Origin of the sequence: Niallia sp. FSL K6-0212 (genome assembly GCF_038007605.1) — a bacterium.
Taxonomy (GTDB): Bacteria; Bacillota; Bacilli; order Bacillales; family Cytobacillaceae; genus Niallia; species Niallia circulans.
This window is the reverse complement of sequence record NZ_JBBOXL010000001.1, coordinates 4,132,019-4,158,575: the sequence shown is the minus strand read 5'-3', so window position 1 is coordinate 4,158,575 and position 26,557 is coordinate 4,132,019. Positions and strand designations below refer to the sequence as shown.

The 26,557-nt window shown below is 35.1% G+C and carries 27 protein-coding genes; 26 read left to right on the top strand and 1 reads right to left on the bottom strand.

Annotated features, from left to right (window positions below; genetic code table 11):
• Window positions 1-17 precede the first annotated feature (17 nt).
• The 7 genes from prsW (at window position 18) to rpsA (ending at window position 6,728) form a co-directional block, all read left to right on the top strand.
• Entirely contained in the window at window positions 18-686 is a 669-nt protein-coding gene (gene prsW, locus MHH96_RS19900) for a glutamic-type intramembrane protease PrsW (protein ID WP_047940349.1), read from the top strand.
• Window positions 687-883: 197 nt separating this feature from the next.
• On the top strand, window positions 884-1,873 hold the full coding sequence (gene sleB, locus MHH96_RS19895) for a spore cortex-lytic enzyme (protein ID WP_061796524.1): 990 nt from the start codon (window positions 884-886) through the stop codon (window positions 1,871-1,873).
• Between the two features lie 12 nt (window positions 1,874-1,885).
• Window positions 1,886-3,232: a germination protein YpeB gene (gene ypeB / locus MHH96_RS19890; protein ID WP_047940350.1), complete on the top strand. Its 1,347-nt coding sequence runs from the start codon at window positions 1,886-1,888 to the stop codon at window positions 3,230-3,232.
• A 290-nt stretch (window positions 3,233-3,522) separates the two neighbouring features.
• Window positions 3,523-4,194 (top strand): flagellar brake protein, encoded by a 672-nt coding sequence (locus MHH96_RS19885; RefSeq protein WP_047940351.1) that lies wholly within the window; start codon window positions 3,523-3,525, stop codon window positions 4,192-4,194.
• Between the two features lie 99 nt (window positions 4,195-4,293).
• Window positions 4,294-4,467: a DUF5359 family protein gene (locus MHH96_RS19880; RefSeq protein WP_047940352.1), complete on the top strand. Its 174-nt coding sequence runs from the start codon at window positions 4,294-4,296 to the stop codon at window positions 4,465-4,467.
• Window positions 4,468-4,721: 254 nt separating this feature from the next.
• Window positions 4,722-5,399 carry a (d)CMP kinase gene (cmk, locus tag MHH96_RS19875; RefSeq protein WP_047940353.1) on the top strand — a complete coding sequence of 226 codons (678 nt, stop codon included), beginning with the start codon at window positions 4,722-4,724 and terminating at the stop codon, window positions 5,397-5,399.
• A 189-nt stretch (window positions 5,400-5,588) separates the two neighbouring features.
• A complete protein-coding gene (gene rpsA, locus MHH96_RS19870) occupies window positions 5,589-6,728 on the top strand; it encodes a 30S ribosomal protein S1 (RefSeq protein WP_047940354.1) in 1,140 nt (379 codons plus the stop codon).
• A gap of 46 nt (window positions 6,729-6,774) precedes the next feature.
• On the opposite strand, the gene MHH96_RS19865 is transcribed toward rpsA, so the two are convergent.
• On the bottom strand, window positions 6,775-6,912 hold the full coding sequence (locus MHH96_RS19865) for a YpzI family protein (RefSeq protein WP_082138218.1): 138 nt from the start codon (window positions 6,910-6,912) through the stop codon (window positions 6,775-6,777).
• Window positions 6,913-7,132: 220 nt separating this feature from the next.
• On the opposite strand from MHH96_RS19865, the gene MHH96_RS19860 reads away from it, so the two are divergent.
• The 19 genes from MHH96_RS19860 (at window position 7,133) to MHH96_RS19770 (ending at window position 26,549) form a co-directional block, all read left to right on the top strand.
• A complete protein-coding gene (locus tag MHH96_RS19860) occupies window positions 7,133-7,741 on the top strand; it encodes a YphA family membrane protein (RefSeq protein WP_047940355.1) in 609 nt (202 codons plus the stop codon).
• Window positions 7,738-8,628, top strand: coding sequence for a YIEGIA family protein (locus MHH96_RS19855; protein WP_047940356.1), 891 nt, complete (start codon window positions 7,738-7,740; stop codon window positions 8,626-8,628). Before MHH96_RS19860 ends, MHH96_RS19855 begins: the two co-directional genes overlap by 4 nt.
• The gene (locus MHH96_RS19850; RefSeq protein WP_047940357.1) at window positions 8,625-8,810 is read left to right on the top strand and encodes a capping complex subunit for YIEGIA; all 186 of its coding nucleotides are present in this window, start codon (window positions 8,625-8,627) and stop codon (window positions 8,808-8,810) included. The genes MHH96_RS19855 and MHH96_RS19850 overlap by 4 nt, the downstream gene beginning before the upstream one ends.
• Before the next feature lie 376 nt (window positions 8,811-9,186).
• Window positions 9,187-10,497 (top strand): ribosome biogenesis GTPase Der, encoded by a 1,311-nt coding sequence (gene der, locus MHH96_RS19845; RefSeq protein WP_047940358.1) that lies wholly within the window; start codon window positions 9,187-9,189, stop codon window positions 10,495-10,497.
• Window positions 10,498-10,511: 14 nt separating this feature from the next.
• Window positions 10,512-11,561 (top strand): NAD(P)H-dependent glycerol-3-phosphate dehydrogenase, encoded by a 1,050-nt coding sequence (locus tag MHH96_RS19840; RefSeq protein WP_047940359.1) that lies wholly within the window; start codon window positions 10,512-10,514, stop codon window positions 11,559-11,561.
• A gap of 646 nt (window positions 11,562-12,207) precedes the next feature.
• Window positions 12,208-13,686 carry a stage IV sporulation protein A gene (spoIVA, locus tag MHH96_RS19835; protein ID WP_047940360.1) on the top strand — a complete coding sequence of 493 codons (1,479 nt, stop codon included), beginning with the start codon at window positions 12,208-12,210 and terminating at the stop codon, window positions 13,684-13,686.
• A gap of 445 nt (window positions 13,687-14,131) precedes the next feature.
• Window positions 14,132-14,404, top strand: a complete 273-nt coding sequence (locus tag MHH96_RS19830) for an HU family DNA-binding protein (RefSeq protein ID WP_016203034.1) — start codon at window positions 14,132-14,134, stop codon at window positions 14,402-14,404.
• 360 nt (window positions 14,405-14,764) lie between these two features.
• Window positions 14,765-15,550: a heptaprenyl diphosphate synthase component 1 gene (locus MHH96_RS19825; protein ID WP_161798381.1), complete on the top strand. Its 786-nt coding sequence runs from the start codon at window positions 14,765-14,767 to the stop codon at window positions 15,548-15,550.
• Between the two features lie 6 nt (window positions 15,551-15,556).
• Entirely contained in the window at window positions 15,557-16,258 is a 702-nt protein-coding gene (locus tag MHH96_RS19820) for a demethylmenaquinone methyltransferase (protein ID WP_047940362.1), read from the top strand.
• A gap of 196 nt (window positions 16,259-16,454) precedes the next feature.
• Window positions 16,455-17,417 (top strand): heptaprenyl diphosphate synthase component II, encoded by a 963-nt coding sequence (gene hepT, locus MHH96_RS19815; protein WP_047940363.1) that lies wholly within the window; start codon window positions 16,455-16,457, stop codon window positions 17,415-17,417.
• Between the two features lie 135 nt (window positions 17,418-17,552).
• Window positions 17,553-17,999: a nucleoside-diphosphate kinase gene (gene ndk, locus MHH96_RS19810; RefSeq protein ID WP_047940364.1), complete on the top strand. Its 447-nt coding sequence runs from the start codon at window positions 17,553-17,555 to the stop codon at window positions 17,997-17,999.
• A 362-nt stretch (window positions 18,000-18,361) separates the two neighbouring features.
• Window positions 18,362-19,135: a CheR family methyltransferase gene (locus tag MHH96_RS19805; RefSeq protein ID WP_047940365.1), complete on the top strand. Its 774-nt coding sequence runs from the start codon at window positions 18,362-18,364 to the stop codon at window positions 19,133-19,135.
• A gap of 195 nt (window positions 19,136-19,330) precedes the next feature.
• The gene (gene aroC, locus MHH96_RS19800) at window positions 19,331-20,503 is read left to right on the top strand and encodes a chorismate synthase (RefSeq protein WP_047940366.1); all 1,173 of its coding nucleotides are present in this window, start codon (window positions 19,331-19,333) and stop codon (window positions 20,501-20,503) included.
• The gene (gene aroB / locus MHH96_RS19795) at window positions 20,503-21,585 is read left to right on the top strand and encodes a 3-dehydroquinate synthase (RefSeq protein ID WP_047940368.1); all 1,083 of its coding nucleotides are present in this window, start codon (window positions 20,503-20,505) and stop codon (window positions 21,583-21,585) included. Before aroC ends, aroB begins: the two co-directional genes overlap by 1 nt.
• Window positions 21,586-21,951, top strand: a complete 366-nt coding sequence (gene aroH, locus MHH96_RS19790) for a chorismate mutase (RefSeq protein WP_047940369.1) — start codon at window positions 21,586-21,588, stop codon at window positions 21,949-21,951.
• Between the two features lie 16 nt (window positions 21,952-21,967).
• Entirely contained in the window at window positions 21,968-23,071 is a 1,104-nt protein-coding gene (gene hisC, locus MHH96_RS19785; RefSeq protein ID WP_061796518.1) for a histidinol-phosphate transaminase, read from the top strand.
• 27 nt (window positions 23,072-23,098) lie between these two features.
• On the top strand, window positions 23,099-24,202 hold the full coding sequence (locus tag MHH96_RS19780) for a prephenate dehydrogenase (protein ID WP_047940371.1): 1,104 nt from the start codon (window positions 23,099-23,101) through the stop codon (window positions 24,200-24,202).
• Between the two features lie 15 nt (window positions 24,203-24,217).
• Complete coding sequence (aroA, locus tag MHH96_RS19775) at window positions 24,218-25,510, top strand: 3-phosphoshikimate 1-carboxyvinyltransferase (protein WP_047940372.1); 1,293 nt, start codon at window positions 24,218-24,220, stop codon at window positions 25,508-25,510.
• A gap of 139 nt (window positions 25,511-25,649) precedes the next feature.
• The gene (locus tag MHH96_RS19770; RefSeq protein ID WP_047940373.1) at window positions 25,650-26,549 is read left to right on the top strand and encodes a hypothetical protein; all 900 of its coding nucleotides are present in this window, start codon (window positions 25,650-25,652) and stop codon (window positions 26,547-26,549) included.
• Window positions 26,550-26,557: the final 8 nt, after the last annotated feature.

Sequence of the window (26,557 nt, the reverse complement as noted above, 5' to 3'; positions counted from 1 at the left end):
GGAAAAGGGGAAATAAAATGTTGGCGATTTTTTCAGCCGGAATTGCACCAGGTTTAGCATTATTAAGCTATTTTTATTTAAAAGACCAATACGGTTCCGAGCCAATATCACTTGTCATGCGGTCTTTTATTACAGGGGCACTTCTTGTGTTTCCCATAATGTTTATCCAATATGTTTTTCAAGCAGAGCATGTCATTCCAGAGGGAATTTGGAGTTCCTTGCTTACTACGAGCTTACTGGAAGAATTTTTTAAATGGTTTATTGTTTTTTATACAGCGGTGAAGCATGCCGATTTCGATGAGCCTTATGACGGGATAGTCTATGGGGTTGCCGTGTCCTTAGGATTTGCTACTATGGAAAATATTTTGTATTTAGTGGCAAATGGACTGGAGTATGCAATCGGGAGAGCCTTGCTTCCTGTATCCAGTCATGCCCTTTTTGGGGTTATTATGGGTTATTATTTTGGAAAAGGTAAATTTATTGTGCCTAGAGGGAAATGGCTTGTCTATTCCTTGCTTGTTCCTTTTCTGCTTCACGCTATATACGATTATATTGTATCTCTAGAGAAAAATTGGCTGATCTTCATCACTCCTTTTATGTTTTATTTATGGTGGTTAGGCCTTAGAAAGGTGAAAAGTGCTAGAGAATTAAGCAGCGGACATATTCGAAGAATGACAGGGACATAATAGGAATAAGGTAAAGGGAATATTTACCACAATGAAAGGGGAATGGTTAAAATCCTCTTTGGAATAAGTATTTGAAGTATCTAGTATGTAAAAAAGTAGAGTGAAGTCATTCACTCTACTTTTTTTTTGTATAAAAATCCAATTGCTACAAAAAATACAGTTAATGTTAATAGTAATTAGTTATGGGGGTAATAAGCATGAATAAAAAGTTTTTACTCACAAAAATATCAATCATCCTTTTTGTTATGTCAGGACTACTAGTATTTCCTTATGCTGAACAAAAAGTACATGCTTTTTCCAATCAGGTTATTCAGCATGGAGCGGTAGGAGATGATGTTATTGAATTGCAATCAAGACTTCAATATGTAGGATATTATAATGGGAAGATTGATGGGGTATTTGGTTGGCAAACCTATTGGGCGTTAAGAAATTTTCAATATGAATATGGTTTGCCGATAGATGGATTAGCCGGTACGAAAACGAAGAATAAGTTAGCAAGTGCAACGAAATACAATGAGCAATTTGTCAAGGAACAGATAAATCGCGGGAAAAAGTTCTCCCATTATGGAGGAGTAGATTTAGAAAAGCAAAAAATGCCTTCTTCGAACAAAAACACTGCAAAAAAGCAAAACGAAACAGTACAAAAGAAAACAAATAATAACAGTCAAACAGCTAAACAAAATAATGCATCTAGCAACAACGATACAACTAATAAAAGTAGTAATCAAGGTACTACTAACAACAATAATGCGCCAAAGAATACTGCTAATACAAATGGCGGAGAAAATACAACTGGAAAAAAACCTACTGCAGCAAATGTTCCAAATGGTTTTTCGCAAAATGATATTCAAATAATGGCGAATGCTGTATATGGTGAAGCAAGAGGGGAGCCATATGTAGGACAAGTGGCTGTTGCAGCAGTAATTTTAAACAGAGTTAATAGTGCATCATTTCCCAATACTGTATCAGGGGTAATCTTTGAGCCGCGTGCATTTACAGCAGTTGCTGACGGACAGATATGGTTAACGCCTAATGAACAAGCAAAAGAGGCAGTTTTAGATGCAATAAATGGGTGGGATCCTACAGGACATGCGTTATATTACTTTAATCCAGATACAGCAACAAGTGGATGGATCTGGGGTCGACCACAAATTAAACAAATAGGTAAGCATATATTCTGTAAATAGTGGGGTGAGACAATGTTAAGAGGAATATTAATAGGAGTATTAACACTCGGAGTCGCAGGGGTGGCCTTTTGGGGCTATCAGGAACATAAAGAGAAAAATGCTGTATTATTAAACGCAGAGAATAACTACCAGAGAGCTTTTCATGATTTAACCTATCAAGTAGATTTGCTTCATGATCAAATTGGGACAACTTTAGCAATGAATTCACAACAATCTCTGTCTCCTGCATTGGCAGAAGTATGGCGAATTACTTCGGAAGCCCATTCCGATGTAGGTCAACTACCATTGACACTACTACCATTTAATAAAACAGAAGAGTTTCTAGCGAAAATCGGTGATTTTAGTTATCGGACAGCGGTAAGAGATTTAAATAAAGAACCTTTATCGGAAGAGGAATCAAAAACATTAACAAAGCTGTATAAAGATGCAGCAGACATTCAAGATGAATTACGAAACGTGCAGCACTTAGTACTGGAAAAAAATCTTCGCTGGATGGATGTTGAGATGGCATTAGCTACCGATAAACAATTAGATAATACCATTATTGACGGTTTAAAAACGGTTGAAGATAAAGTAGAAGGTTATCAGGAAACGAGCTTTGGTGTGACAAATGTAAACATGGAAAAGAAAGATGAAAACTTTAAAAATTTAAAAGGGAAGATAATTACAGAAAAAGAAGCAAAGGAAATCGCAAAAGAATTTGCAGATTTTAAAAATCCTGTTGATGTAAAAGTCACAGAAAGTGGCAAAGGATCAAACTACGGTTTTTATAGTGTTTCTCTTAAAGAAAAGGGAACAAATGTAGAAGCTAGTATGGATATCACGAAAAAAGGAGGATATCCAATATGGTCAATTGTCTCACGAGAAGTCAAGAAAGATAAAATAAGTCTAAATGAAGCAAGTAATCAAGCAGTTAAATTTTTAAAAGAACATAAATTTAAAAATCTAGCGTTATTCGAAAGTATGCAGTATGAGAATATTGGTGTGTTTAATTTTGTCACCGAAATAGATGGGGTGAAAATTTACCCAGATAGTGTCAAAATGAAAGTTGCCTTGGATAATGGAAATATCATTGGTTTTGCAGCAGAGGATTATTTAATAGCAAATAAAGAAAGAGAAATAAAAGATCCGGTTATTTCCAAACAAGATGCACGCAAGAAAATTAATAAACAAGTAAAAATAATGGATGATGGATTGGCAATCATCTTAAATGACTTGAATAAAGAAGTATTATGTTATGAATTTATCGGGACATTAGGTGAGGACACTTATCGAATTTATATAAATGCCGATAATGGAGTGGAAGAGAAGGTAGAGAAGTTAAAAAATGCTGAACCTGTATATGAAGAAGTTGTGTAATTAGAAAGTCGCTGTCAACAAACTTTTATAAAAGGATGTTGACAGCTTTTTTAATTATTAGTAAATAAAAGCGGAATGATTGAAGTGATAAGGGAAGGGACGGTATTGCCAAATATAAAACGTTCATGTAATAATGATACATAAAAGTAGGTATTTTGATATAATTTACCAAATTGATTATTAGGACTTTAAGTCTAGGAAGGTAATTTTCTAAACGATTTATATATGGAAAAATTAGGTTATCTAGCATTAAGATATTTATATAATTAAGAAGGAAAGTGTGAGATAAAGTGATTTCAATTGGAGATACGTTAGTAATTGAACCGATTCATGGCGAAACAAAAGTAGAACAGTATAAAAGTCGTATTTTAGGAGTCGAGGAGAAATCAATCAGTATTGAATATCCAATTCACCTTGAAACAAATAAGCTTGTTTTTCTCATGAATGGAGCTCAGTTAAGGATTAACTTTGTAACAAACGAAGGTATCGCTTATTTATTTCATTCAGAAGTTATCGGTAGGAAAAAAGAGAATAATGTTCCACTGTTAATCCTTTCGCTTCCTTCTGATGATCAAATGATTAAGATTCAGCGACGACAATTTGTAAGAATTGAAACAAGTGTTGATATGGCTATCCATCCTTTCAAGAAAGAGAATACTGTCGAACCATTTACAACTGTTTCGTTGGATTTTAGTGCAGGCGGGGCTGCAGTAATAGTTCCTAAACATATAAATCTGCAGCAAAATAGTAAAATTAAAGTTTCGGTAGTCTTACCTTTACAAAATGGTGAGTATAATTATTTACATTTATCTGCGGAAATAAAAAAAATCTTCGAATACAACGAACAGAACTATAAAATGGCTATTGAATTTTTGGACGTCGATCCAGTTGATCGTCAGTCGATGCTGAGATTCAGCTTTGACCGTCAACTTTCGCTAAAAAAGAAAGGGCTTGAAATTTGAATAAAGGCATGCATTTACTCCGATACTATTCCTATAATCTAAATTTTAAATGACTCTAGCTTTTGTGTATAAGAAAAGTAGGAAAAGGAGTTGCATGGAGTGAAAACGGTTGAAAGAATTTTAATAAAGATTATTGGTCTTCAAATTGCCTTTTTTATTATAGGCCAAATGCTTCATACTTGGGACTTTATACCGGAAATAAGAACAATCACTCAATATGAGGGTGTAATGGATTCTAATTTTGTCTCCTTTCTTGAGACCTTTGGAAGATAAGGATGAATTTTCTTAAACTTCCTATCCAAAGAGATAGATAAAAGAAAAGGATTTAATGATAAAAAGTCGAAAGAATATGTTAAAATAAAAGAAAGTGAAGCCATAAAAGCAAAACTTGCTCTTCCTATTATAATAATGTTCTCTTTTATGAATAGGACTAGCTAAGGTTTCCGATTCCTTTTAGAGGAGAAATAGAATAGGAGAATTTTTAATAAGTTAATTGGTATTTTTGAGCCAGTAGTTCAGGAGGATTTATGGAAAAGAAAATTAGCATTGCAATTGATGGACCTGCAGCAGCAGGGAAAAGTACTGTTGCAAAGATTGTTGCGGAACAATTAGGATACATTTATATTGACACAGGTGCTATGTATAGAGCATTAACCTTTAAAGCAATTAATCATCATTTAAATTTAGAAGATGAAAAAAGTTTAATAAATATGTTAAATGAAACAGTTATTGAGCTTTTCCCAGGGGAACATGGACAGCTAATCTTTTTAGATAACCATGATGTCACAAAGGAAATTCGTTCAAGTCAAGTAACTAACTCTGTTTCCATTGTTTCTAAACATAAGCTTGTAAGGGAAGAAATGGTAAGAAGACAACAAATGTTTGCTGTAAACGGTGGGGTGGTAATGGATGGTAGAGATATTGGTACCCATGTTATTCCAACCGCTGAAGTAAAGGTCTTCCTTTTAGCTTCTGTTGATGAAAGAGCAATTAGAAGACATAAAGAGAATGTGTCAAAAGGATATCAATCAGATTTAGAACAATTAAAACAAGAAATTGCTGCAAGAGATAAATTAGACTCAGAACGTGAAATTGCACCATTGAAGAAAGCGGACGATGCAATTGAGTTGGATACTACTTCCTTATCCATAAATGAGGTAGTCGAAAAAATCATGGGGTTAACTAGAGAAAAAATAAGCAATTAATGAAAACGAAAGCAAAAATCACTTAATCTTTCAAACTAGTCTAGTGTTTCTTACTTGACAAAAAAAGAAGTTTGTAAGAACTTTAAAGAGAAGGTTTCTTATAAATCGTAAGGATGATTAATTTATTTTCGGTTGCCTGAACATTTTTCTAGAATGTTCAGGCACTATAGAGTTGAAGGAGGAGTACATATGTCTGAGGAATTAAATGATGTAGTTGTAAATAATTATACTGTCGGAGACGTAGTAAGTGGTCAGATTACGAAAGTGGAAGAGAAACAGGTAATTGTTGCAATCAGCGACAGTAAACTCGATGGGATTATACCAATAAGTGAATTATCTAGCCTGCACATTGAAAAAGCGAGTGACGTAGTATCTGAAGGAGACAAACTTGAATTAGAAGTAATTAAAGTGGAAGAAGATGCTCTCGTTTTGTCAAAAAGAAAAGTGGATGCGGAAAAAGCATGGGATCAGCTTGAAGAGAAGTTTAATTCTGGCGAAGTGTTTGAAGCAGAAGTAAAAGACGTGGTAAAAGGCGGACTTGTGGTTGATCTTGGTGTCAGAGGTTTTGTACCTGCCTCCTTAGTAGAAGCTCATTATGTAGAAGATTTTTCTGATTATAAAGGTAAGACCATTTCTTTTAAAATTGTAGAATTGGAAAAAGACAAGAGTCGCCTTATTTTATCCCATCGTGCAGTTGTTGAGGAAGAGAAAAATAAACAAAAACAAAACCTCCTTGACTCAATTGAAGTTGGCGAAACACTAACAGGTACCGTTCAAAGAATTACAGATTTTGGTGCTTTTGTTGATTTAGGCGGTATTGATGGATTAGTTCATATTTCTCAATTATCTCATGATCATATTTCTAGTCCGACAGATGTAGTTCAAGAAGGACAAGAAGTAAAGGTGAAAGTATTAAGTGTTGATCGTAATAATGATCGTATCTCTTTATCTATTAAAGAAACACAGCCAGGACCGTGGGCAGACATTGCAGAGCGCGCTGAAAAAGGTAGCGTACTAGATGGAACTGTAAAACGTATTGTTTCCTATGGAGCTTTTGTTGAAGTGTTCCCAGGGGTTGAAGGTCTTGTTCATATATCTCAAATTGCCCATAAGCATATTGGAACACCTCACGAAGTATTAAAAGAAGGACAGAAAGTCCAAGTAAAGGTTTTAGATGTGAATGAAGAAGAACAACGTCTTTCTTTAAGTATTAAAGAATTAACAGAAAAAGAAATAGACGAAGAAGAAGTGTATGAACTTCCTGAGGAATCAAAAGGTTTCCAATTAGGTGATATGATTGGAGAGCAATTGAAAAAATTAAAAAATTAATGTTATGGAATCAAGAGGTGGCCATTTTGGCCACCTCTTTTGTATTTTACTTATTATCGTTAAGTAATCTTCCTTCTTCTGGACTTTGTAACCGAGTGGAACCATTATAATGAAGTGCTTGATCACGATCAGATTCTACTCTTTTACTATTTTTTAATTTTTTTTCCTGTCTATCTTTACCCATTTACAATGCCTCCTGCTTTTTTATTTCCATTATAAAATGGATGTTCTCCTTCTTTTCTTTCATAGAAGTTCTTTTTATTATTCTTCCGAAGGCAGAAAACTACTTAATGAAAAAATTTCCTGAAAAAAATTTACAGAATAGTCACTATGCGCTCTTCTAACTTTTTCGTTTAAATTACATAGTTCCGAGACATAATGGAAAAATAGAGGAGAGTGAGGATGTGGAAGGATCAATCTTTTTATTTTGTACATGGTGTATCTGGATAATAACAACGTTTTTTATGGACAAAAATAACCCAAGCCGAACGAAATATTCTATTTACATATTAACAGCAATTATTTTAAGTCCTTACCGTTGGGAATGGCAAGGAATAAGTTGCTCTATTTTGCTCCTGATTGTGTTAATAATGTCTTTTTTTTATACAGGTACTTTGCGGTGGAAGAACTGTATTTACACGATTATTTCATCTTTTTTTATGATGTTAGCTTATGTTACATATGAGTTAATGGCCATTATTGATCCTGTTTGGGTATTTATTCCAGGTGTGTGGCTGAAAACAAGTATATTATTTACATTCCTTATCTTGTTACATAAAAATATATTTTGCCAAATACTTGTTTTGCTGATTGGAAGTATTAATGGGGAGATGGTTTTAAGCTTCCTTATAAGAAACTATCAGATGGATTATTCCATTGGATCAATGGCCTTTTTCGACTTTTTAACACTTGGTTTGCTAGGACTGATTTCACTTTATTACTTAAAAATAACACTTGCAAGATGGGAAAATTATGTATTTTTGCTTGAAAAGGAGAGACAAAAAAACTTATGAGCAATTTCGTTTATCCAATTTTATTTGGAGTGATTGTTGGAACATTGTTAAGGATGTTTATGCTGCGCACGGATTATAGACAATACCCGACTTATTTGCATGGAAAAATCATTCATATAGCGTTAGGTTTTATTGCAGCAGGTTTAGGTTCGGTTGCAATACCATCGATATTAAACAAGGATTTTACGGCAGTAACATTTCTTACTGTTGCAGCGTCTCAATTTCGAGAAGTTAGAAATATGGAGAGAAATACATTAACAGAACTAGATAGTTTTGAAATGGTACCAAGAGGAAAAACATATATTGAAGGAATCGCGATTGCTTTTGAAAGTAGAAATTATTTAGTAATGTTTGCAGGATTAGTCAGCACGTTTGGATATATTGTTTTCAATATATGGACAGGAATACTTGCAGCGATCATTTCGGTAGTCATATCGAAGAAACTAATGTCTGGTGGTCAATTAAAGGATATAGTGGATATAGAATATGTTCAACCGACGTTTAAAGGGGCTGGTTTACATATTGATACTATTTACATTATGAATATTGGGTTACCGGAGCGACAGAAAGAAGTGTTGAAATATGGAATGGGATTTATTCTCACACCTAAGAATTTTAACGCGAGAACCACCATTGCAAATTTAGGGCAAAGACAAGCTATTTTATATGATGTTACAACAGCTCTTGGGGTATACCGTGACTCCGGAACACCTGCGCTAGTACCTCTGGCAAAAAGAGACCTTGAAGATGGGAGAGTAGCTGTTTTTGTGTTACCCCAAATACATAATGAAAAAAAAGCTATTCGCATCATTGGTGCAGTTCCAACTCTAGAAAATGCGATTCGCATGCCAAGTAAGCGTGAAGAAAGGGAGGATGAGTTAGAATGACTATAGAGAAATACATTTTAGCCTCCATAACAACTAATCCAAATAAAGTTGCTCCAGGGAGCGGTGTATTTTATTGCCAAGATACAAAGGAATTAGAAACCGTAGCGACAAATTTAGAAGCGATATTAGATGGGATTGCCCATAAAATCAGCGAGGAAGTTTTTATTATTGTAAGACATTAATTCTCATAAGAGAACTATCAAAAAGTAAGCTTATATAAAAGAAATATAGTTTTATGTTGCTAGGTTAACATCTGTTTGATAAACTATTTTAGTTAGGGGTCTGCCTCTCAGTTTAAGGGTTAGTCCCTATTTTACTATTTTTGTTAAAGGGTATTACTTGAGCAATCGATTATTGGTTTCGTTTTGAATCAGTTTTTAAGACGTTTTTAAAACGAAGCTATAAAAACGGAAAGTACAAAAAGCTTTAGTGCTTACGTTCATAAAAGAAATAAATAATCTAAGAATGTTCTTTAACATCGTGATTACCTTGAGATGTTTATGCTAAGGAATCATGCTGCATGGATAGAATGATTATGTATATGAAGGGATGATAGCGATGGCGAAACCAGTTATTGCGATAGTTGGACGACCGAATGTTGGGAAATCTACTATCTTTAATCGGATAGTAGGAGAACGTATTTCTATTGTAGAAGATATACCAGGAGTAACGAGAGATCGTATCTATAGCTCGGCAGAATGGTTAAATCATGATTTTAACCTTATTGATACAGGAGGTATTGATATTGGAGATGAACCATTTTTAGACCAAATACGTATGCAGGCAGAAATCGCAATAGAGGAAGCAGATGTTATTATTTTTATAACAAACGGTCGGGAAGGTGTTACTTCCGCAGATGAAGAAGTTGCGAAGATTTTGTATAAAGCGAAAAAGCCTGTTGTGCTAGCTGTTAACAAAGTAGATAATCCAGATATGAGAGAGCAAATTTATGATTTTTATTCATTAGGCTTTGGAGAACCGTTTCCGATCTCTGGTTCACATGGATTAGGACTTGGAGATTTATTGGATGAAGCTGCAAAGCATTTTCCTAAACGTGATACAAAGGATTATGATGATGATGTCATTAAATTTTCGCTTATTGGACGACCAAATGTAGGAAAATCTTCATTAGTGAATGCAATGCTAGGCGAAGAGCGCGTAATCGTAAGTAATGTTGCAGGAACGACTCGTGATGCAATTGATTCCCAAGTAACGGTTAATGGCGAAGAATTCGTGATTATCGATACAGCTGGAATGAGAAAAAAAGGAAAAGTATATGAGTCTACAGAAAAATACAGTGTACTTAGAGCATTGCGAGCAATTGAAAGATCGGATGTTGTTTTAGTAGTTATTGATGGGGAAGAAGGAATTATTGAACAAGATAAAAAAATTGCTGGTTATGCTCACGAGGCAGGAAGAGCAGTTATTATTGTCGTAAATAAGTGGGATGCAGTAGAAAAAGATGAAAAAACAATGAAAACCTTTGAACAAAATATAAGGGAGCATTTCTTATTCTTAGATTATGCACCAATTGTATTCTTATCTGCGAAAACGAAAAAACGTATTCATACTTTAATTCCGATGATTAAAGTTGCCAGTGAAAATCATACACGCCGAGTGGAAACAAGTGTGTTAAATGATGTTATAATGGATGCGGTTGCGATGAATCCAACTCCAACAGATAAAGGAAAAAGGTTAAAAATATACTATACTACCCAAGTTGCGGTTGGACCGCCTACTTTTGTTGTTTTTGTAAATGATCCAGAATTGCTTCACTTTTCTTATGAGCGATTTTTAGAAAATCGGATTAGAGATGCCTTTGGTTTTGAAGGAACACCGATTAAAATATTTGCAAGAGAAAGAAAATAAAAGAGGTGGAAAGGATGAAAGATAAAAAATCCGTAGCAATGATTGGTGCTGGAAGCTGGGGGACAGCACTATCATTAGTACTTGGCGACAATGGTCATACTATTCATATTTGGGGAAAAGATGAGAAAAATATTGCAGAGATAAATAATTTACATCAAAACAGTAAATATTTGCCTGGAATTACCTTACCCAATGAAGTAAAAGGCACCACTTCGTTAGAAGAGAGTGTTCATGATGTGGATATCATTGTTTTAGCTGTACCAACAAAAGCGATGCGTGAGGTAATTCCTCAATTACTCCCGTATATTAACGAACCAAAAACGTTCGTTCATGTAAGTAAAGGAATTGAACCCGGTACATTACTTAGAATTTCTGAAATAATGGAGGAAGAGATACCTGAAAGCATCCGAAAGAGTATTGTTGTACTCTCTGGACCTAGCCATGCGGAGGAAGTAAGCTTACGTCATCCGACGACTGTTACAGTATCTTCTAAAAATATGAAGGAAGCTGAACTGGTACAAGATTTATTTATCAATCATAATTTTCGAGTGTACACAAATCCGGATCTTATTGGTGTAGAAATTGGCGGGGCATTGAAAAATATTATTGCGGTGTGTGCAGGGATTGCAGATGGATTAGGTTTTGGTGACAATGCAAAGGCCGCATTAATTACAAGAGGACTTGCTGAGATGGCAAGACTAGGTACAAGAATGGGAGCAAATCCACTTACTTTTGCTGGTTTGACCGGGATTGGAGATTTAATTGTTACTTGTACAAGTGTTCATTCCAGAAACTGGCGAGCAGGTAATATGCTTGGAAAAGGTCATGCACTAGAAGAAGTGCTGGAGCAAATGGGAATGGTTGTAGAAGGAATCCGAACAACGAAAGCAGCTCATCAGCTTTCCGAAAAATACGGTGTTACGATGCCTATCACAAATGCATTATTCGAAATTTTATTCAATGGAAAAGATGCGAAGGAAGCAGTCGAAAGCCTAATGGCCAGAGGAAAAACGAATGAAATGGAAGATTTAATAAACATTCTTGCTTCTCAGTACATAGAATAAGGAAAAGATGTGTACTTTGTAAATCCTTTCTTATGAAAGGAGAATGAACGAAATCTTTTTATGGAAATTTAGGCGTTTTAATGGTTCGAAAATGTATGTAATAACATAAAATGCTTTGAAGCAACCTAGTGGAATGAACAGGGTTTGGGTTAAATAGTCAATGGAAATCAAAGTGAGAAGTTTCCCCTACTTCTTACTTTGATTTTTTTTTGTTTTTCGCCGCTTTGCTGCATTTGAACGATATATGTCATTGCAACAGATTGGCAAGTTTACTAGACTGGCCGATAATCAGTTTCCCCTTTTCTAGTTTTTTATAGATTTGCGAACAAAAAGTGTCATATCCCTTTTTTTCTTGTATATATTGAAGAGAAGGTTTTATTTATTCATACACAGAAAAAATGGGATTAATATAGCTTATAAATGAATTCATGCTAGTTTCATAAAAATAAAACGTATGGATGGGCATCATTTTTACGTTCATAAACAAAGGTCTTATAACTTTAAAATAAAAACTAGCAAAAAAAAGGGGGAGAAAATAAAAAATAAGGCATAAAGAGATAGGACAACATCATAAATATATATTGTCTAATAGTATTAAATGGATAATTCTATCCCATGTACTAGGAAAAGTTCAGGAGGGGATCACTTGGAAAAGGTAAATATTTTTAAAGATATTGCCGAAAGAACGGGCGGTGATATTTACTTAGGTGTAGTAGGAGCAGTACGTACCGGAAAATCAACTTTTATAAAAAAATTCATGGAATTGGTTGTTATCCCAAACATGGACAATGAAGGTGATAGAGCTCGGACTAAAGATGAGCTTCCACAAAGTGCAGCAGGAAAAACAATTATGACAACAGAACCAAAGTTCGTTCCAAATCAAGCGGCCTCTATTAAAGTAGATGAAGGATTAGAAGTGAATATCAGGCTTGTAGATTGTGTCGGCTATACTGTGCCGGGAGCACAAGGTTATGAGGATGAAAACGGCCCTAGAATGATCAATACACCATGGTATGAAGAGCCTATTCCATTTCATGAAGCTGCTGAAATAGGAACAAGAAAGGTTATTCAAGAACACAGTACAATTGGAGTCGTTATTACAACGGATGGTACGATTGGTGATATTCCAAGAAGTAACTACCTAGAAGCCGAGAATAGAGTAATTGAAGAGTTAAAAGAGGTTGGTAAACCATTTATTATGATTATAAATAGTGCTCAGCCATATCATCCTAATACGGATGCTCTAAAACAAGAGCTTTCCGAAAAATATGATATTCCAGTTATCGCCATGAGTGTAGAAAGTATGCGCGAAGCAGACGTGTTAAATGTTATGCGTGAAGCGCTATTCGAGTTTCCAGTTTTAGAGGTAAACGTAAACTTACCAAGCTGGGTAATGGTATTAAGAGAAAATCATTGGTTAAGAGATAATTATCAAGAAGCAGTAAAAGAAACGGTTAAAGACATTAAGAGATTAAGAGATGTGGATAGAGTAGTTTCGCAATTTAGTGAATATGAATTCATTGAAAATGCTGGTCTTGCAGGTATAGAAATGGGGCAAGGTATCGCAGAAATTGATTTGTTTGCCCCAGATGAATTATATGATGATATCCTCAAAGAAATTGTAGGAGTGGAGATTAGAGGAAAAGACCACCTACTAGAATTAATGCAAGATTTTGCACATGCTAAAACAGAATATGATCAAATCTCAGATGCTTTAAAAATGGTGAAACAAACTGGGTATGGCATTGCAGCTCCATCATTAGTGGATATGAGTTTAGATGAACCGGAAATCATTCGTCAAGGCTCTAGATTTGGGGTTAGATTAAAAGCCGTTGCGCCATCTATCCATATGATTAAAGTGGATGTAGAAAGTGAATTTGCACCAATCATTGGATCAGAAAAGCAAAGTGAGGAATTAGTAAGATACTTAATGCAAGATTTTGAAGATGATCCGTTATCCATCTGGAATTCAGATATTTTCGGAAGAAGTTTAAGTTCCATCGTCCGGGAAGGAATACAAGCAAAATTGTCCTTAATGCCAGAAAATGCACGTTATAAACTGAAAGAAACATTAGAAAGAATTATTAACGAGGGCTCTGGTGGACTCATAGCAATTATTTTGTAAGGACTCTATTCTAGAGTTCTTTTTTTGATGAATGAATAAAAAGGCTTTTCTTTTATTATAAATATACCCGTTTATTACATTATTGGTACAACGGGAGAATAGTTCCATTTCCGCTCAAATTATGGATGAAATTGGTAAAAATATGGTTTTAATGTTACGCTTTTATTTCAAAATAAGAAAATATTGCTATCAATATATAAAATTTCTTGATATGCAGAAATGATTATGATAATCTTTTAAAGGAATTAGCGTTATAAAAGGTTTCTTAATCTTTATTAAAAGCTTAAGGCTTTTCATACTGACATTTCTTTTTAGTAGAAACCAATTGGTCTCAATTAAGAAAAAATTCAGTAGGACGTATATAATTCCGTTAATTTGTTTACAAATAAAGATATGAAACTAATTTTTAGCTTTTATTTGAAACACTCGGGAGGAGGTGAAAGGCATGAACAAGACAGAATTAATCAATGCAGTTGCTGAAGCAAGTGAACTATCAAAAAAGGACGCTACTAAAGCAGTTGACGCTGTTTTCGATACAATTTTGAATGCTTTAAAAGATGGTGATAAAGTACAACTTATCGGTTTCGGTAACTTTGAAGTACGTGAGCGTGCGGCTCGTAAAGGTCGTAACCCACAAACTGGTGAAGAAATTGAAATCGCAGCAAGTAAAGTTCCTGCTTTTAAACCAGGTAAAGCACTTAAAGACGCAGTGAAATAATTACATACAATAATAGTATTTCACTAAAACCGCGAAAATTATCGCGGTTTTTTTCTGTTGTTTTTTCATGGTGCAGAGTAACAAAACTGAATTATGTTCAGTTAATTCGGAAAAGATAAAGCAGAACCTTTACTAAGTGCCAATTGTATCCCTTTACTTTTTCTTGTGATATAATAATTAGAATATGTGATAGAAATGGAAAGTGGCTTTTTAAAAAAGTTTACTTTGTTAATTTGTAGTTCTAAGATAGATAGACAATCTTTCGAGAGATGGTTTCACTTGTCTTAATTAAAAGTAGATGCGAGAAACAAAATTATAGAAAACCAGGAATAAATGGGGAACAAGGGTGATGTTATGGTTATGCAGGAATTAATAGAAAGTGTAAAAAAAAGAGTGATTGAGCGAACTTCGAATCATTATTTGCAAAAACATATACCAAATCCAGTTATAGATGAACATAAGATATTACTAATTATATCTGTCCTTTTAGAGGCAAATATAAAAAAGCAAGAAATAATTACATATGCAGCAACTATTACACTTATACAAATTGCCCTTGATACCCATGAGCTTGTTACAAATGAAAAGATGCATAAAGGGAACGAAAGAAATCGACAGTTAACAGTATTAGCAGGGGATTTATATAGTGGGCAATATTATAAAATATTAGCGGAAATCGAAGACTTTAAAATGCTTAAAATCCTAGCAGAAGGAATTAAAGAGGTAAATGAGAATAAAATATTCTTTTATCAACAGAATGATAAAACAATAGAGCAGGTAATAGAAAGTCTGAAAAATATTGAGGGAGCATTAATTAAAAAGCTTGTGGACTTTTATCAATTAGATCGATGGAACTCACTTATAGAGGAATACTTGTTTCTTTATCGAATACGCAAAGAAAAAGAATTATATGACAGCACACAAAGATCAATTGTCGTCGAAACATTTTATAAGTATGAGAATAAAAACCATTTATTATCTATAAGTGATAAAGCTACCGTATTAGATAAATATCTAAAAGAGACAAGTTCACGACTAGAAGAGATGCTAGAAAATCTTCCTGAATTACAAACGGTGTTTAGAGAAAATACCTATCAATTATTAAATGCTTTAAATAAACAACAATTGTACGTAGAGGAAGGGTAATTAAAAATGCAGGAGCAACAGTCTAAAGAAGAAAAGGTACATAATGTATTTGAAAAGATTTATGGTAATTACGATAAAATGAATTCAGTCATTAGCTTTCAGCAGCATAAACTATGGCGAAAAGACACGATGAAGAGAATGAATGTTCCTAAAGGAGCAGCATGTTTAGATGTATGCTGTGGAACAGCTGATTGGACAATTAGCTTAGCAGAGCAAGTTGGACCAAACGGTAAAGTAGTTGGACTTGATTTTAGTGAGAATATGCTGAGTATCGGCAAACAAAAGACAGCGGAATATGATAATATTGAGCTTATTCATGGGAATGCTATGGAATTGCCGTTTCCTGATAATCAGTTTGATTTTGTGACAATTGGCTTTGGATTGCGAAATGTTCCAGATTATTTAACTGTTTTAAAAGAAATGCGAAGAGTTGTAAAACCAGGTGGATTGGTAGTTTGTTTAGAAACGTCCCAGCCGACAATGCCAATCTTTAGACAGGGATACTATTTCTATTTTCGCTACATTATGCCGGTTTTCGGGAAATTATTTGCGAAAAGCTATAAGGAATATTCATGGCTTCAGGAATCGGCACGTGATTTTCCAGGTATGAAAGAACTAGCTGAGATGTTTCAAGAAGCTGGACTAAAAAAAGTGACATATAAGCCTTATTTTGGTGGTGTTGCTGCGGTTCATTTAGGTTATAAATAATTATGCAATCATAGGGGAGAGTCTAAATCAAAATCCAAAGAGCATATTTGGATTTTGATGGGGGACTACATTTTAATCCTGTATTCTTGACCTTGTATTTAGACTCTTTTTTCATAAATAGGATTAAATTTATACATAAGCATTTTTATGCTGGATAATTATTTCAAAATATCGATACAAGTTGGGTGAGTAGTTAGTGAAATTAAAAATGATGTACTCATTTTTGAATTCGGATATAGATAAGATTGAGAAAGCTTTGGAAGAAACGGTACAGGCGAACTCTTCCATTTTAAGAGAATCATCGTTACATTTATTGCAAGCAGGCGGCAAAAGAATACGTCCGATATTCGTATTGCTTGCTGGACAGTTTGGTAACTATGATATTCAAATTATAAAAAAGGCTGCTATTTCATTAGAATTAATTCATATGGCATCATTAGTTCATGATGATGTTATAGATGACTCCGATTTAAGGAGAGGGCAACCAACGATTAAAGCAAAATGGGATAATAAAGTTGCCATGTATACAGGGGATTATATTTTTGCTAGGTCAATAGAAATTATGAGTGAGATAGATAAGCCTGCTGCTCACAAAGTCCTTGCTAATACGATAGTGGAAGTATGTATCGGTGAAATTCAGCAAATAAAAGATAAATACCGATTTGATCAAAATATAAGGGATTATTTTCGACGAATTAAGCGGAAAACGGCTTTATTAATATCGGCTAGCTCATTAGTAGGGGCCATTGTTTCTGATGTAGAGGAAGAGTATCAACATAAGTTATATCGATTTGGCTATTATGTTGGAATGTCCTATCAAATTATAGATGATGTTCTCGATTTTGTTGGTACGGAAGAAGAATTAGGAAAACCTGCTGGTGGAGATTTACTTCAAGGAAATATTACCTTGCCTGTTTTATTCGCGATGGAACAAGAAAAAGTGCGCGATAAAGTGATAACTGTTCATGAGAGAATGTCCAAGATAGAGTTAATGGAAATTATCTCCATGATCAAAAATACAGATGCTATCGATCGTTCCTTGCAGGTTAGTGATTTGTATTTAAAAAAGGCTTTGCAAACTATTCGTGATTTGCCAAATGGAAAAGCAAAATCTGCACTTAATAATATCGCTAAATATTTAGGGAAGCGCAAATTTTAAAGGAATAAGCAAACCTTTTGAACCTTTTTTTCATGAAAGCGTTTTTAAATTTCTTTTGCATAAATTGGATTTTTGTGGTAAGTTTTTCATGAATGACCATGTTACTAGTCTAATACATATGGTAGGAGTGAGCTTATGGAAAGAACATTTCTAATGGTAAAGCCAGATGGGGTACAAAGAAATTTAATTGGGAAAATAGTAACCCGTTTTGAAGAGAAAGGTTTTCAACTTGTTGGTGCAAAGCTTATTCATATTACAGAAAATTTAGCGGAACAACATTATGCAGAACACAAAGGCAAGCCGTTTTTTACTCAATTAGTAGATTTTATTACTTCAGGTCCTGTTTTTGCAATGGTTTGGCAAGGAGAGGAAGTCATTGCAAAGGCTAGAATGATGATGGGAAAAACGGATCCTTTGGAAGCTTTGCCTGGTACGGTACGTGGAGATTTTGGGGTAGTAAAACATAAAAATATTATCCATGGATCTGATGGTTTTGAAAGTGCCCAAAGGGAAATTGCGCTATTCTTTAAAGAAGAAGAGTTAGTAGAGTATAAGAAACTATTAGATGGTTGGATTTACTAATATAGCTTACTTAGCTGTCCTATGCAGGGCAGCTATTTTATTTGAACGATCAAACTAAGAAACTTGGTACCGTGGAGTATGTACACCGATAACCAGTCGCTTCCGCTTTTCAATGTATGGCTCCAGCTCCTATCGTCTAGCAAACTTCGGCCGCTTCCCTACGATAAGTCAACATCGATTCACTAACGTTCATCGTGTTTCCTTTATCTCAGTCAGTGCCCTCCAGTTTGTACACCGATAACCAGTCGCTTCCGCTTTTCTAGTAATTATATGAATAATCGGAATAAAATTTGGCCGTTTTGTGGGAAAATCGTATATACTTAAAAAGTAGTTGATTTTATTATACTTGTGAGGAATTTTAAATGGAGAAGGATTTTCAAGAGTTTATAAAGAATTTTTACAGATTATCTGGAATAGATTTGTCTTTATACAAAGAAGCACAAATGAAAAGAAGGTTGACTTCTCTTTATGAAAAAAGAGGTTTTACTTCTTTTGAAGATTATTTTAAAGCGATACATAAGGATAAACATTTATTGGACGAGCTATTAGATCGAATGACAATTAATGTTTCTGAGTTTTACCGTAATTATAAACGCTGGGAAGTACTGGAGAAAAAAATCTTACCATCTCTTCTACAATCAAAAGCACAATTAAAGGTTTGGAGTGCAGCTTGCTCAACAGGAGAGGAGCCGTACACTTTATCTATGCTTCTTTCTAATGAAATGAAATGGAGAGACTTTCAAATTCTTGCGACCGATATTGATATTAACGCCTTAGACAGGGCCAAGAAGGGGGTTTATTTAGAACGAGCATTAAACGAAGTACCAATCGCTCAGAAGGATAAATATTTTGAGAAAGATGGTGCAATGTTCAAAATAAAAGAGGAAGTAAAAAGAAATGTAACATTTAAGAAGCAAAACTTATTATCGGATTCGTTTGGCGGACCATTTGATTTAATTGTATGTAGAAATGTTCTCATCTATTTTACAGAGGATGCAAAAGATTTACTTTACCATAAATTTTCTCAAGCATTAAGACCTGGTGGGATTTTCTTTGTGGGGAGTACGGAGCAAATTTTTACACCTGCTAAATATGGATTTGAGACAGCAGATACTTTTTTTTATCGGAAAATATAAGTTAATGGCAAAACAACATGGCAAAAATTATTGTTGTTTTGCCATTGTTTACATGATTGCTATTTTTCTTATGGATAGGATAATCACGTGGTAATATTTTACGAGGATTTTTAGATTTTCACTATTCATAACAGGATTGGTATGTTATATTGGAACATAATCACTTTAAAGCGTTGAAGGGAGAAAGGATTCATTATGAGATATTTAACATCTGGGGAGTCACATGGTCCCAAATTAATTACAATTATCGAAGGACTTCCGGCTGGAATGCCTTTATTAGCTGAAGATATAAATAAGGAGTTAGCTAGAAGGCAAAAGGGGCATGGCAGAGGAAGAAGAATGCAAATAGAAACCGATACCGTTGAAATTGGCGGCGGTATTAGACATGGCTATACGTTAGGTTCACCGGTTTCATTGATTGTAGAAAATAATGATTGGAAGCATTGGACCAAAGTTATGGGACAGGATCCAATTGATGAAGCGGAAGCAAACGAAATCAAACGAAAAATAAGTCGTCCACGTCCAGGACATGCAGATTTAAATGGCGCCATTAAATATGGTCATCGTGATATGAGAAATGTATTAGAGAGATCTTCTGCCCGTGAAACGACAGTTCGTGTAGCAGCAGGGGCGGTGGCGAAAAAGCTCCTTGACTTACTAGGGATTAAAGTTGCCTCACATGTTGTCGAAATTGGTGGTATAAAATCAAATATAACTAATTATGAGTCGATTGAAAAACTTAAGGAAATTACGGAAAATTCTCCTGTTCGCTGTTTAGATGAAGAAGCAGGCTTAAAAATGATGAATGCCATTGATGAAGCGAAAGCAAATGGCGATTCCATTGGCGGTGTAGTAGAAGTAATTGTGGAAGGTATGCCGATTGGTGTGGGAAGTTATGTACACTATGACCGTAAATTAGATGCGAAGCTTGCTGCTGCAATCATGAGTATAAATGCATTTAAGGGAGTAGAAATTGGGATAGGATTTGAAGCTGCTAGAAAGCCAGGAAGTGAAGTCCATGATGAGATCATATGGGATCAAGAAAAAGGTTATTCTCGCAGAACAAACCGTCTAGGCGGCTTAGAAGGTGGAATGACAAATGGTATGCCAATTGTTGTAAGAGGCGTTATGAAGCCAATTCCTACCCTATATAAACCATTAAAGAGTGTAGATATCGATACAAAAGAAGAATTTACAGCAAGCATTGAACGCAGTGATAGTTGTGCAGTTCCAGCGGCATCCGTAGTAGCAGAGCATGCTGTTGCTTGGGAGCTTGCTGCAGCTATTGTCGATCAATTTTATGCTGATCGATTTGAAGGGCTTGCAGCTAATATTGCTGAGCACAATAGACACGCGAGGGAATTCTAATGCAGACTGTTTCCATTCAAACAACGTCGAAACAATATGATGTATGGATCGGAGAACGTGTTATTGATGAGCTTTCAGCATTTCTGCAAAAGGAATTTGTTGATGTAACAAAAGTTTTAATTATTACCGATGAGTCAGTTGAAAAGTTGCACCTGAAAACGGTAGAAAAGAAACTTTCCTCCTTTCCTGTCATTAGCTATATAGTGCCAGCAGGAGAAAAGGCAAAAACTTTCGATGTTTTTTATGCTTGTTTGACCTATATGCTAGAACAGCACCTTGATCGTAAATCGCTAGTATTAGCATTAGGTGGCGGAGCGGTCGGTGATTTAGCAGGCTATGTAGCTGCTTCCTTTATGAGAGGAATTCCTTTTATTCAAATCCCAACCACTATTTTAGCTCATGATAGTGCGGTTGGCGGGAAAGTGGCTATAAACCATCCTTTGGGTAAAAACATGATTGGTGTTTTTAATCAGCCAGAAGCTGTTTTTTATGATACAACGTTTCTATCTACGCTGCCGCTTCAAGAACTTCGATCTGGGTTTGGAGAGGTAATCAAGCATGCGTTAATTAGTGATATAACCTTTTATCAAGAACTACATAGCAAGATAAGTGACTTATCACAAGTAAAAATAGCTTATTGGTCTGAAATTCTTGAGAAAGGTATTCTTGTTAAACAAGCGATTGTTGAAAAAGATGAAAGAGAAACAAGCGTACGCGCCTTTTTGAATTTTGGGCATACATTAGGGCATGCAATTGAGGCAGAGATGGGGTATGGAAAATTTACTCATGGAGAAGCTGTCGTGATTGGAATGATATTTGCGTTAAGATTAAGCAAAAGAGAATACGACATAGTATTTTCGATGGAGGAGTATATAAAGTGGCTTAAACAGCTAGGATATACTTGTGATATTCCAAGTGATCTGGAAATAGAACGTTTAATTGATCGAATGAGACAGGATAAGAAATCTATAAATGGAACAATACGTTTTGTCCTTTTGAAAGAAATAGGTTTTCCTGTTCTAGTAGAAGTGACTGAAGAGGTAATTAGAAAAGAATTAGGGTTATTTAAAGGTGGGAAGTAGATGATTAGAGGCGTTAGAGGAGCAATAACGGTTAAAAACAATATCGAAGCAGAAATTCTCTCTGCGACAGAAAGACTTTTTAAAGAGATGATAAACGCAAATAAGATAAAGGCATGTGATGTAGCATCCGTATTTTTGTCGGTTACAGATGATATAAATGCTGCTTTCCCAGCTAAAATTATTCGTATGCAAGAAGATTGGACATATGTTCCAGTCATGTGTATGAAAGAAATAGCTGTTCCTTTTGCATTAGAAAAGTGTATTCGGATTATGATGCATTGGAACACGGAGCTGCCGCAGGATGAAATACAGCATACTTATTTAGAAAAAGCGATTCAATTAAGACCAGATTTAACAAAACAATAAACTTGAGGTGAATATAATGAAATGGAAACAGCAGCTTTTAGGGTTGAAAGCTTACCAACCTGGTAGAACGATAGAAGAAGTGAAAAAACAATTTAATCTCGATCATATTGTTAAGCTTGCGTCTAATGAGAATCCATTTGGGAGTTCTCCAAAAGTATTAGAGGCTTTAAAAAAAGTCGATGGCTCTTATGCGTTGTATCCCGATGGATATGCAACAAACCTCCGCTATGCATTAGCTGAGTTTTTAAAGGTTAAACCAGAAGAGCTAGTATTAGGAAATGGTTCAGATGAAATTATTTTAATGATATCTAGAGCCTTGTTAAGACCAGGCTTAAATACGGTAATGGCTAGTCATACATTCGGGCAATATAAGCATAATGCAGTCGTTGATGGAGCAGAGGTTCGAGAAGTTCCTCTAACAGAAAAAGCAGAACATGATCTGCCTGCAATGCTTAAAGCTATTGATGATAATACTAGTGTTGTCTGGCTATGCAGTCCCAATAATCCAACCGGTACATATATTCCTGAGAAGGACTTACTTGCTTTTCTAGAAAAAGTTCCAGAGGATGTGCTTGTAGTACTTGATGAAGCGTATTACGAGTATGTAGTGGCGGAAGATTATTATGAAGCTATTTCGCTTACACGACAGTTTAATAATCTAATCGTTTTACGAACATTTTCAAAGATATATGGTCTTGCAAGTTTCCGTGTAGGATATGGTGTTGCCAATGCTAGCTTATTAAACACATTAGATCCGGTAAGGGAACCATTTAATGTTAATACATTCGGGCAGATTGCAACAGAAGAAGCCCTAAAGGATCAAGAGTTTGTGGAATCTTGTCGTCAGAAAAATAGAGAAGGTCTTGAACAGTTATATCGTTTCTGTGAGGAAAATAATTTATCCTACTTCCCATCACAAACAAATTTTGTGCTAGTTGATTTCAAAATAGATGGGGATGAAGTATTTCAATACTTAATGAGTAAAGGGTATATTGTCCGTTCAGGTGTTCCATTGAATTATCCAACCTCTGTTCGAATTACAATAGGCTCAAAAGAAGAAAACGATGGTTTGATTGAAGCAATGAAACAGTTTCTTGCTGAAAAGAAAGTGGCGCAATAACAATTGGGAATAGAAGGCGGTGATAGAATGAACGGTCGCGTCTTCATAATAGGTTTAGGACTTATAGGTGGATCGTTAGCTTTATGTATAAAAAAAGAACACCCAGAAAGCATCATTACAGGTTTTGATATTTCCGTGGATAATTTGAAATTAGCCAGTATGATGGGGGTTATTGATAATCTTTCAACAACGATTGAAGAAGGTGCAAAAACTGCTGATTTGATTATTCTTTCTACACCAGTTAAAGAAACAGAAAAAATCATCGAAATACTTTCTAAAATAGAATTGAAAGAAAAAGTTATAATCACAGATGTTGGAAGCACTAAGTCTGTTATTACAAAAAAGTCACAAGTACTATTAGATAAAAACGTTACTTTTATTGGGGGACATCCAATGGCTGGCTCCCATAAAAGTGGTGTTTCAGCATCAAAAGTACTTCTTTTTGAAAATGCTTTTTATTTATTAACTCCCCATGAAAAAATTGAGGATCAGCATGTTCAGTGTTTATTAAAATGGTTACAAGGCACAAATGCGAAATTTCTTGTTATTTCTCCTGAAGAGCATGATTTGTTAGCTGGGGCTATCAGTCATATGCCGCATATAGTTGCTGCATCACTTGTACATCAAGCAGATCAGATTAGTGAAAAGCATAAACTAGTAACTAGGTTAGCAGCAGGAGGATTTAGAGACATTACAAGAATCGCTTCTAGCAGCCCTTCTATGTGGCGGGATATATTAATACATAATAAAAACGTGTTAATTGAGTTAATGAATGAATGGAAAAAAGAAATGGACAGAGTCCTTACTCTCATTGAAAATGAACGTGCCGAAGAATTATATGACTATTTTTCCCGAGCGAAAAAGGTAAGAGATGGTTTGCCCCAAGATCAAAAAGGGGCAATCCCAGCTTTTTATGATTTATATGTGGATGTACCGGATTATCCAGGGGTTATATCTGAGATTACAGGTTATTTAGCTCAAGAAAAAATAAGTATAACGAATATTAGAATAATGGAAACCAGAGAAGAGATATTCGGGATTCTGGCAATTAGTTTTCAAACCGAAGAAGATAGAATAAGAGCACAGAAGTGTATCGCTGCCTATTCTAATTATGATACTACGATAGGATAGAAGGATGTGAAGCTATTGGACTTAATCACACTTAATACAAAAAATCGAGGCTTAAAAGGAGAAATTGCAGTCCCTGGTGACAAATCAATTTCTCACCGCTCGATTATGTTTGGATCGATAGCAAATGGGAAAACAACGGTTACAAATTTTCTATTAGGCGATGACTGCTTAAGTACTATCGCTTGTTTCCGGAAGCTAGGTGTACTAATAGAACAAAATGAAAAAGAAGTGGTAATACACGGAAAAGGAATGGAGGCATTACAAGAGCCAAAAGATATTTTGGATGTTGGGAACTCAGGGACAACTATCCGCTTGCTAACAGGAATATTATCCGGTTTACCATTTCATAGTACGCTAATTGGTGATTCATCCATTGGCAAACGGCCAATGACAAGAGTTGTTGCTCCTCTAAGAGAAATGGGGGCAAAAATTGATGGCAGGGAAGACGGAAAATATACTCCTTTATCCGTTCGAGGCGGTAATTTACAGAGTATTACCTATCGATTACCAGTAGCAAGTGCTCAAGTTAAATCAGCCATTTTATTTGCAGGTCTGAATGCAGATGGAGTTACAAAAATAATAGAGCCCGTACCTACTAGAGATCATACCGAAAGAATGATTCAGCGATTTGGAGGCGAAATTAGCAGAAAAGACAAGGAGATTTTTGTAGAAGGTGCTCAAAAGCTTTCTGGAACTGATATTCATGTCCCAGGTGATATTTCTTCTGCAGCCTTCTTCCTTGTAGCTGGCTGCATCGTTCCTAACAGTAAAATTTCATTAAATAATGTCGGTCTTAATCCTACTAGGACTGGTATACTAGATGTTCTTCATAATATGGGAGCATGCATGGAGATTCATAAAAATGATACCGATGTATTTGAACCTACAGGAACGATTACCGTGTCTACAAGTGATTTAAAGGGAACAACGATTGAGGGCGAGATTATTCCGAAGTTAATTGATGAAATTCCAATTATTGCTTTATTAGCTACCCAGGCTGAAGGGGAAACGGTTATAAAGGATGCTCATGAGCTTAAGGTGAAGGAAACGAATAGAATTGATACAGTAGTAACCGAGTTAAAGAAATTAGGTGCGGATATACAAGCAACGGAGGATGGGATGATTATCCGGGGAGGGAAGAAGCTTATCGGAACGAAAGTGGATTCTCATGGAGATCATCGTATCGGTATGATGCTGGCGATTGCTGCACAGATTTGTGAAGGAGAACTTATCCTTCAAAATGCTAAGGCAATTTCAGTATCTTATCCTTCGTTTTTCGAGCATCTCAATGCATTATCAAATGGATAATAACAGAGGACGTCGATGAACATATTATGTTTATCGGCGATTTTTTTCCTGACGATAAATAAGATTAAAATCATGCAGGAGGAATATTTGCAAACTTTAAATCATAGCTTGTCTTAAAAAGACTAGGTGGTGATTTAGGATGCAGTATATCATCGAAAATATACATTTATTAAAGAGGCAGCGAGTAAAAAAGACCTCCATTCTAATTGAGGATAACAGGGTGGAATTGATGAGAGATACATTTCACTCTTATCAATATATGCGAATGGATGGTTCCCCTTATATGATGACTCCCACCACAGTTATGCTTGATAATCACGTCACGCGAATTCTTTCATATACTCAACAAAAACAATACATTGAAGAAAATTTAATTAAAAAAGGGTGTACAACCTTGCTGTTTTATTTAGAGGTTAACAGAGAAAGGGAATTGCCGTTACAAGTGAAAAAAATGAAGAATCCTTTGTTAAACTGTGCGATTGATTATGTTGCTGGAGTGAAAATTCCTTTAAAACTGCTATCACCAAGTTTTATACGAGGATGCAAAAGAGAAAAAATCCCTGTTATATTTATCGAGGTAGAAGATATAAAAGCGTTATACCAAGTACCTTGGGGATGGATAAAAGAAGCCCTGTTCCCCTATAACGCTCCATTAGTTCCGATTTTTTTAACGAAAGATCCACAAGAAAAGAAAATAGCACAAAATATGTGGTCAATCTTAATGAGAGATGTTAAAATACCCTCTATTCCCCATGAGATAAATGAAGGAATAGCAATAGATTATCATGATTTAGTGAAAATGGGGATATATCCATTTAAAGGGAATGTGTATCAAGGTGGAGAAGTAACATATAATTTATTTGCTATGGATGATTCAATCATAAATATTGAAGAAAATGATTTGTTTCATTATCATTATGATAGAATACAAATGACCATACACAAAGGCAAATGTATTCGAGCGGGGGATAAAGTGTTTTACCGCCCTGGATTTGGTGAATTACTGGAAGTAAAAGTACCTTCCTTCCTAACAGTATAGAAGGGGAT

What these genes read in the sequence shown, in the direction of transcription:
- prsW (WP_047940349.1), top strand. Translation starts at nt 18, where the DNA reads ATGTTGGCGATTTTTTCAGCCGGAATTGCACCAGGTTTAGCATTATTA.
- MHH96_RS19805 (WP_047940365.1), top strand. Translation starts at nt 18,362, where the DNA reads ATGGAGAAGGATTTTCAAGAGTTTATAAAGAATTTTTACAGATTATCT.
- MHH96_RS19840 (WP_047940359.1), top strand. Translation starts at nt 10,512, where the DNA reads ATGAAAGATAAAAAATCCGTAGCAATGATTGGTGCTGGAAGCTGGGGG.
- aroB (WP_047940368.1), top strand. Translation starts at nt 20,503, where the DNA reads ATGCAGACTGTTTCCATTCAAACAACGTCGAAACAATATGATGTATGG.
- MHH96_RS19830 (WP_016203034.1), top strand. Translation starts at nt 14,132, where the DNA reads ATGAACAAGACAGAATTAATCAATGCAGTTGCTGAAGCAAGTGAACTA.
- MHH96_RS19820 (WP_047940362.1), top strand. Translation starts at nt 15,557, where the DNA reads ATGCAGGAGCAACAGTCTAAAGAAGAAAAGGTACATAATGTATTTGAA.
- MHH96_RS19850 (WP_047940357.1), top strand. Translation starts at nt 8,625, where the DNA reads ATGACTATAGAGAAATACATTTTAGCCTCCATAACAACTAATCCAAAT.
- aroC (WP_047940366.1), top strand. Translation starts at nt 19,331, where the DNA reads ATGAGATATTTAACATCTGGGGAGTCACATGGTCCCAAATTAATTACA.
- ypeB (WP_047940350.1), top strand. Translation starts at nt 1,886, where the DNA reads ATGTTAAGAGGAATATTAATAGGAGTATTAACACTCGGAGTCGCAGGG.
- hisC (WP_061796518.1), top strand. Translation starts at nt 21,968, where the DNA reads ATGAAATGGAAACAGCAGCTTTTAGGGTTGAAAGCTTACCAACCTGGT.
- sleB (WP_061796524.1), top strand. Translation starts at nt 884, where the DNA reads ATGAATAAAAAGTTTTTACTCACAAAAATATCAATCATCCTTTTTGTT.
- MHH96_RS19855 (WP_047940356.1), top strand. Translation starts at nt 7,738, where the DNA reads ATGAGCAATTTCGTTTATCCAATTTTATTTGGAGTGATTGTTGGAACA.
- MHH96_RS19825 (WP_161798381.1), top strand. Translation starts at nt 14,765, where the DNA reads ATGCAGGAATTAATAGAAAGTGTAAAAAAAAGAGTGATTGAGCGAACT.
- MHH96_RS19865 (WP_082138218.1), bottom strand. Translation starts at nt 6,912, where the DNA reads ATGGGTAAAGATAGACAGGAAAAAAAATTAAAAAATAGTAAAAGAGTA.
- MHH96_RS19770 (WP_047940373.1), top strand. Translation starts at nt 25,650, where the DNA reads ATGCAGTATATCATCGAAAATATACATTTATTAAAGAGGCAGCGAGTA.
- MHH96_RS19780 (WP_047940371.1), top strand. Translation starts at nt 23,099, where the DNA reads ATGAACGGTCGCGTCTTCATAATAGGTTTAGGACTTATAGGTGGATCG.
- aroH (WP_047940369.1), top strand. Translation starts at nt 21,586, where the DNA reads ATGATTAGAGGCGTTAGAGGAGCAATAACGGTTAAAAACAATATCGAA.
- rpsA (WP_047940354.1), top strand. Translation starts at nt 5,589, where the DNA reads ATGTCTGAGGAATTAAATGATGTAGTTGTAAATAATTATACTGTCGGA.
- der (WP_047940358.1), top strand. Translation starts at nt 9,187, where the DNA reads ATGGCGAAACCAGTTATTGCGATAGTTGGACGACCGAATGTTGGGAAA.
- cmk (WP_047940353.1), top strand. Translation starts at nt 4,722, where the DNA reads ATGGAAAAGAAAATTAGCATTGCAATTGATGGACCTGCAGCAGCAGGG.
- ndk (WP_047940364.1), top strand. Translation starts at nt 17,553, where the DNA reads ATGGAAAGAACATTTCTAATGGTAAAGCCAGATGGGGTACAAAGAAAT.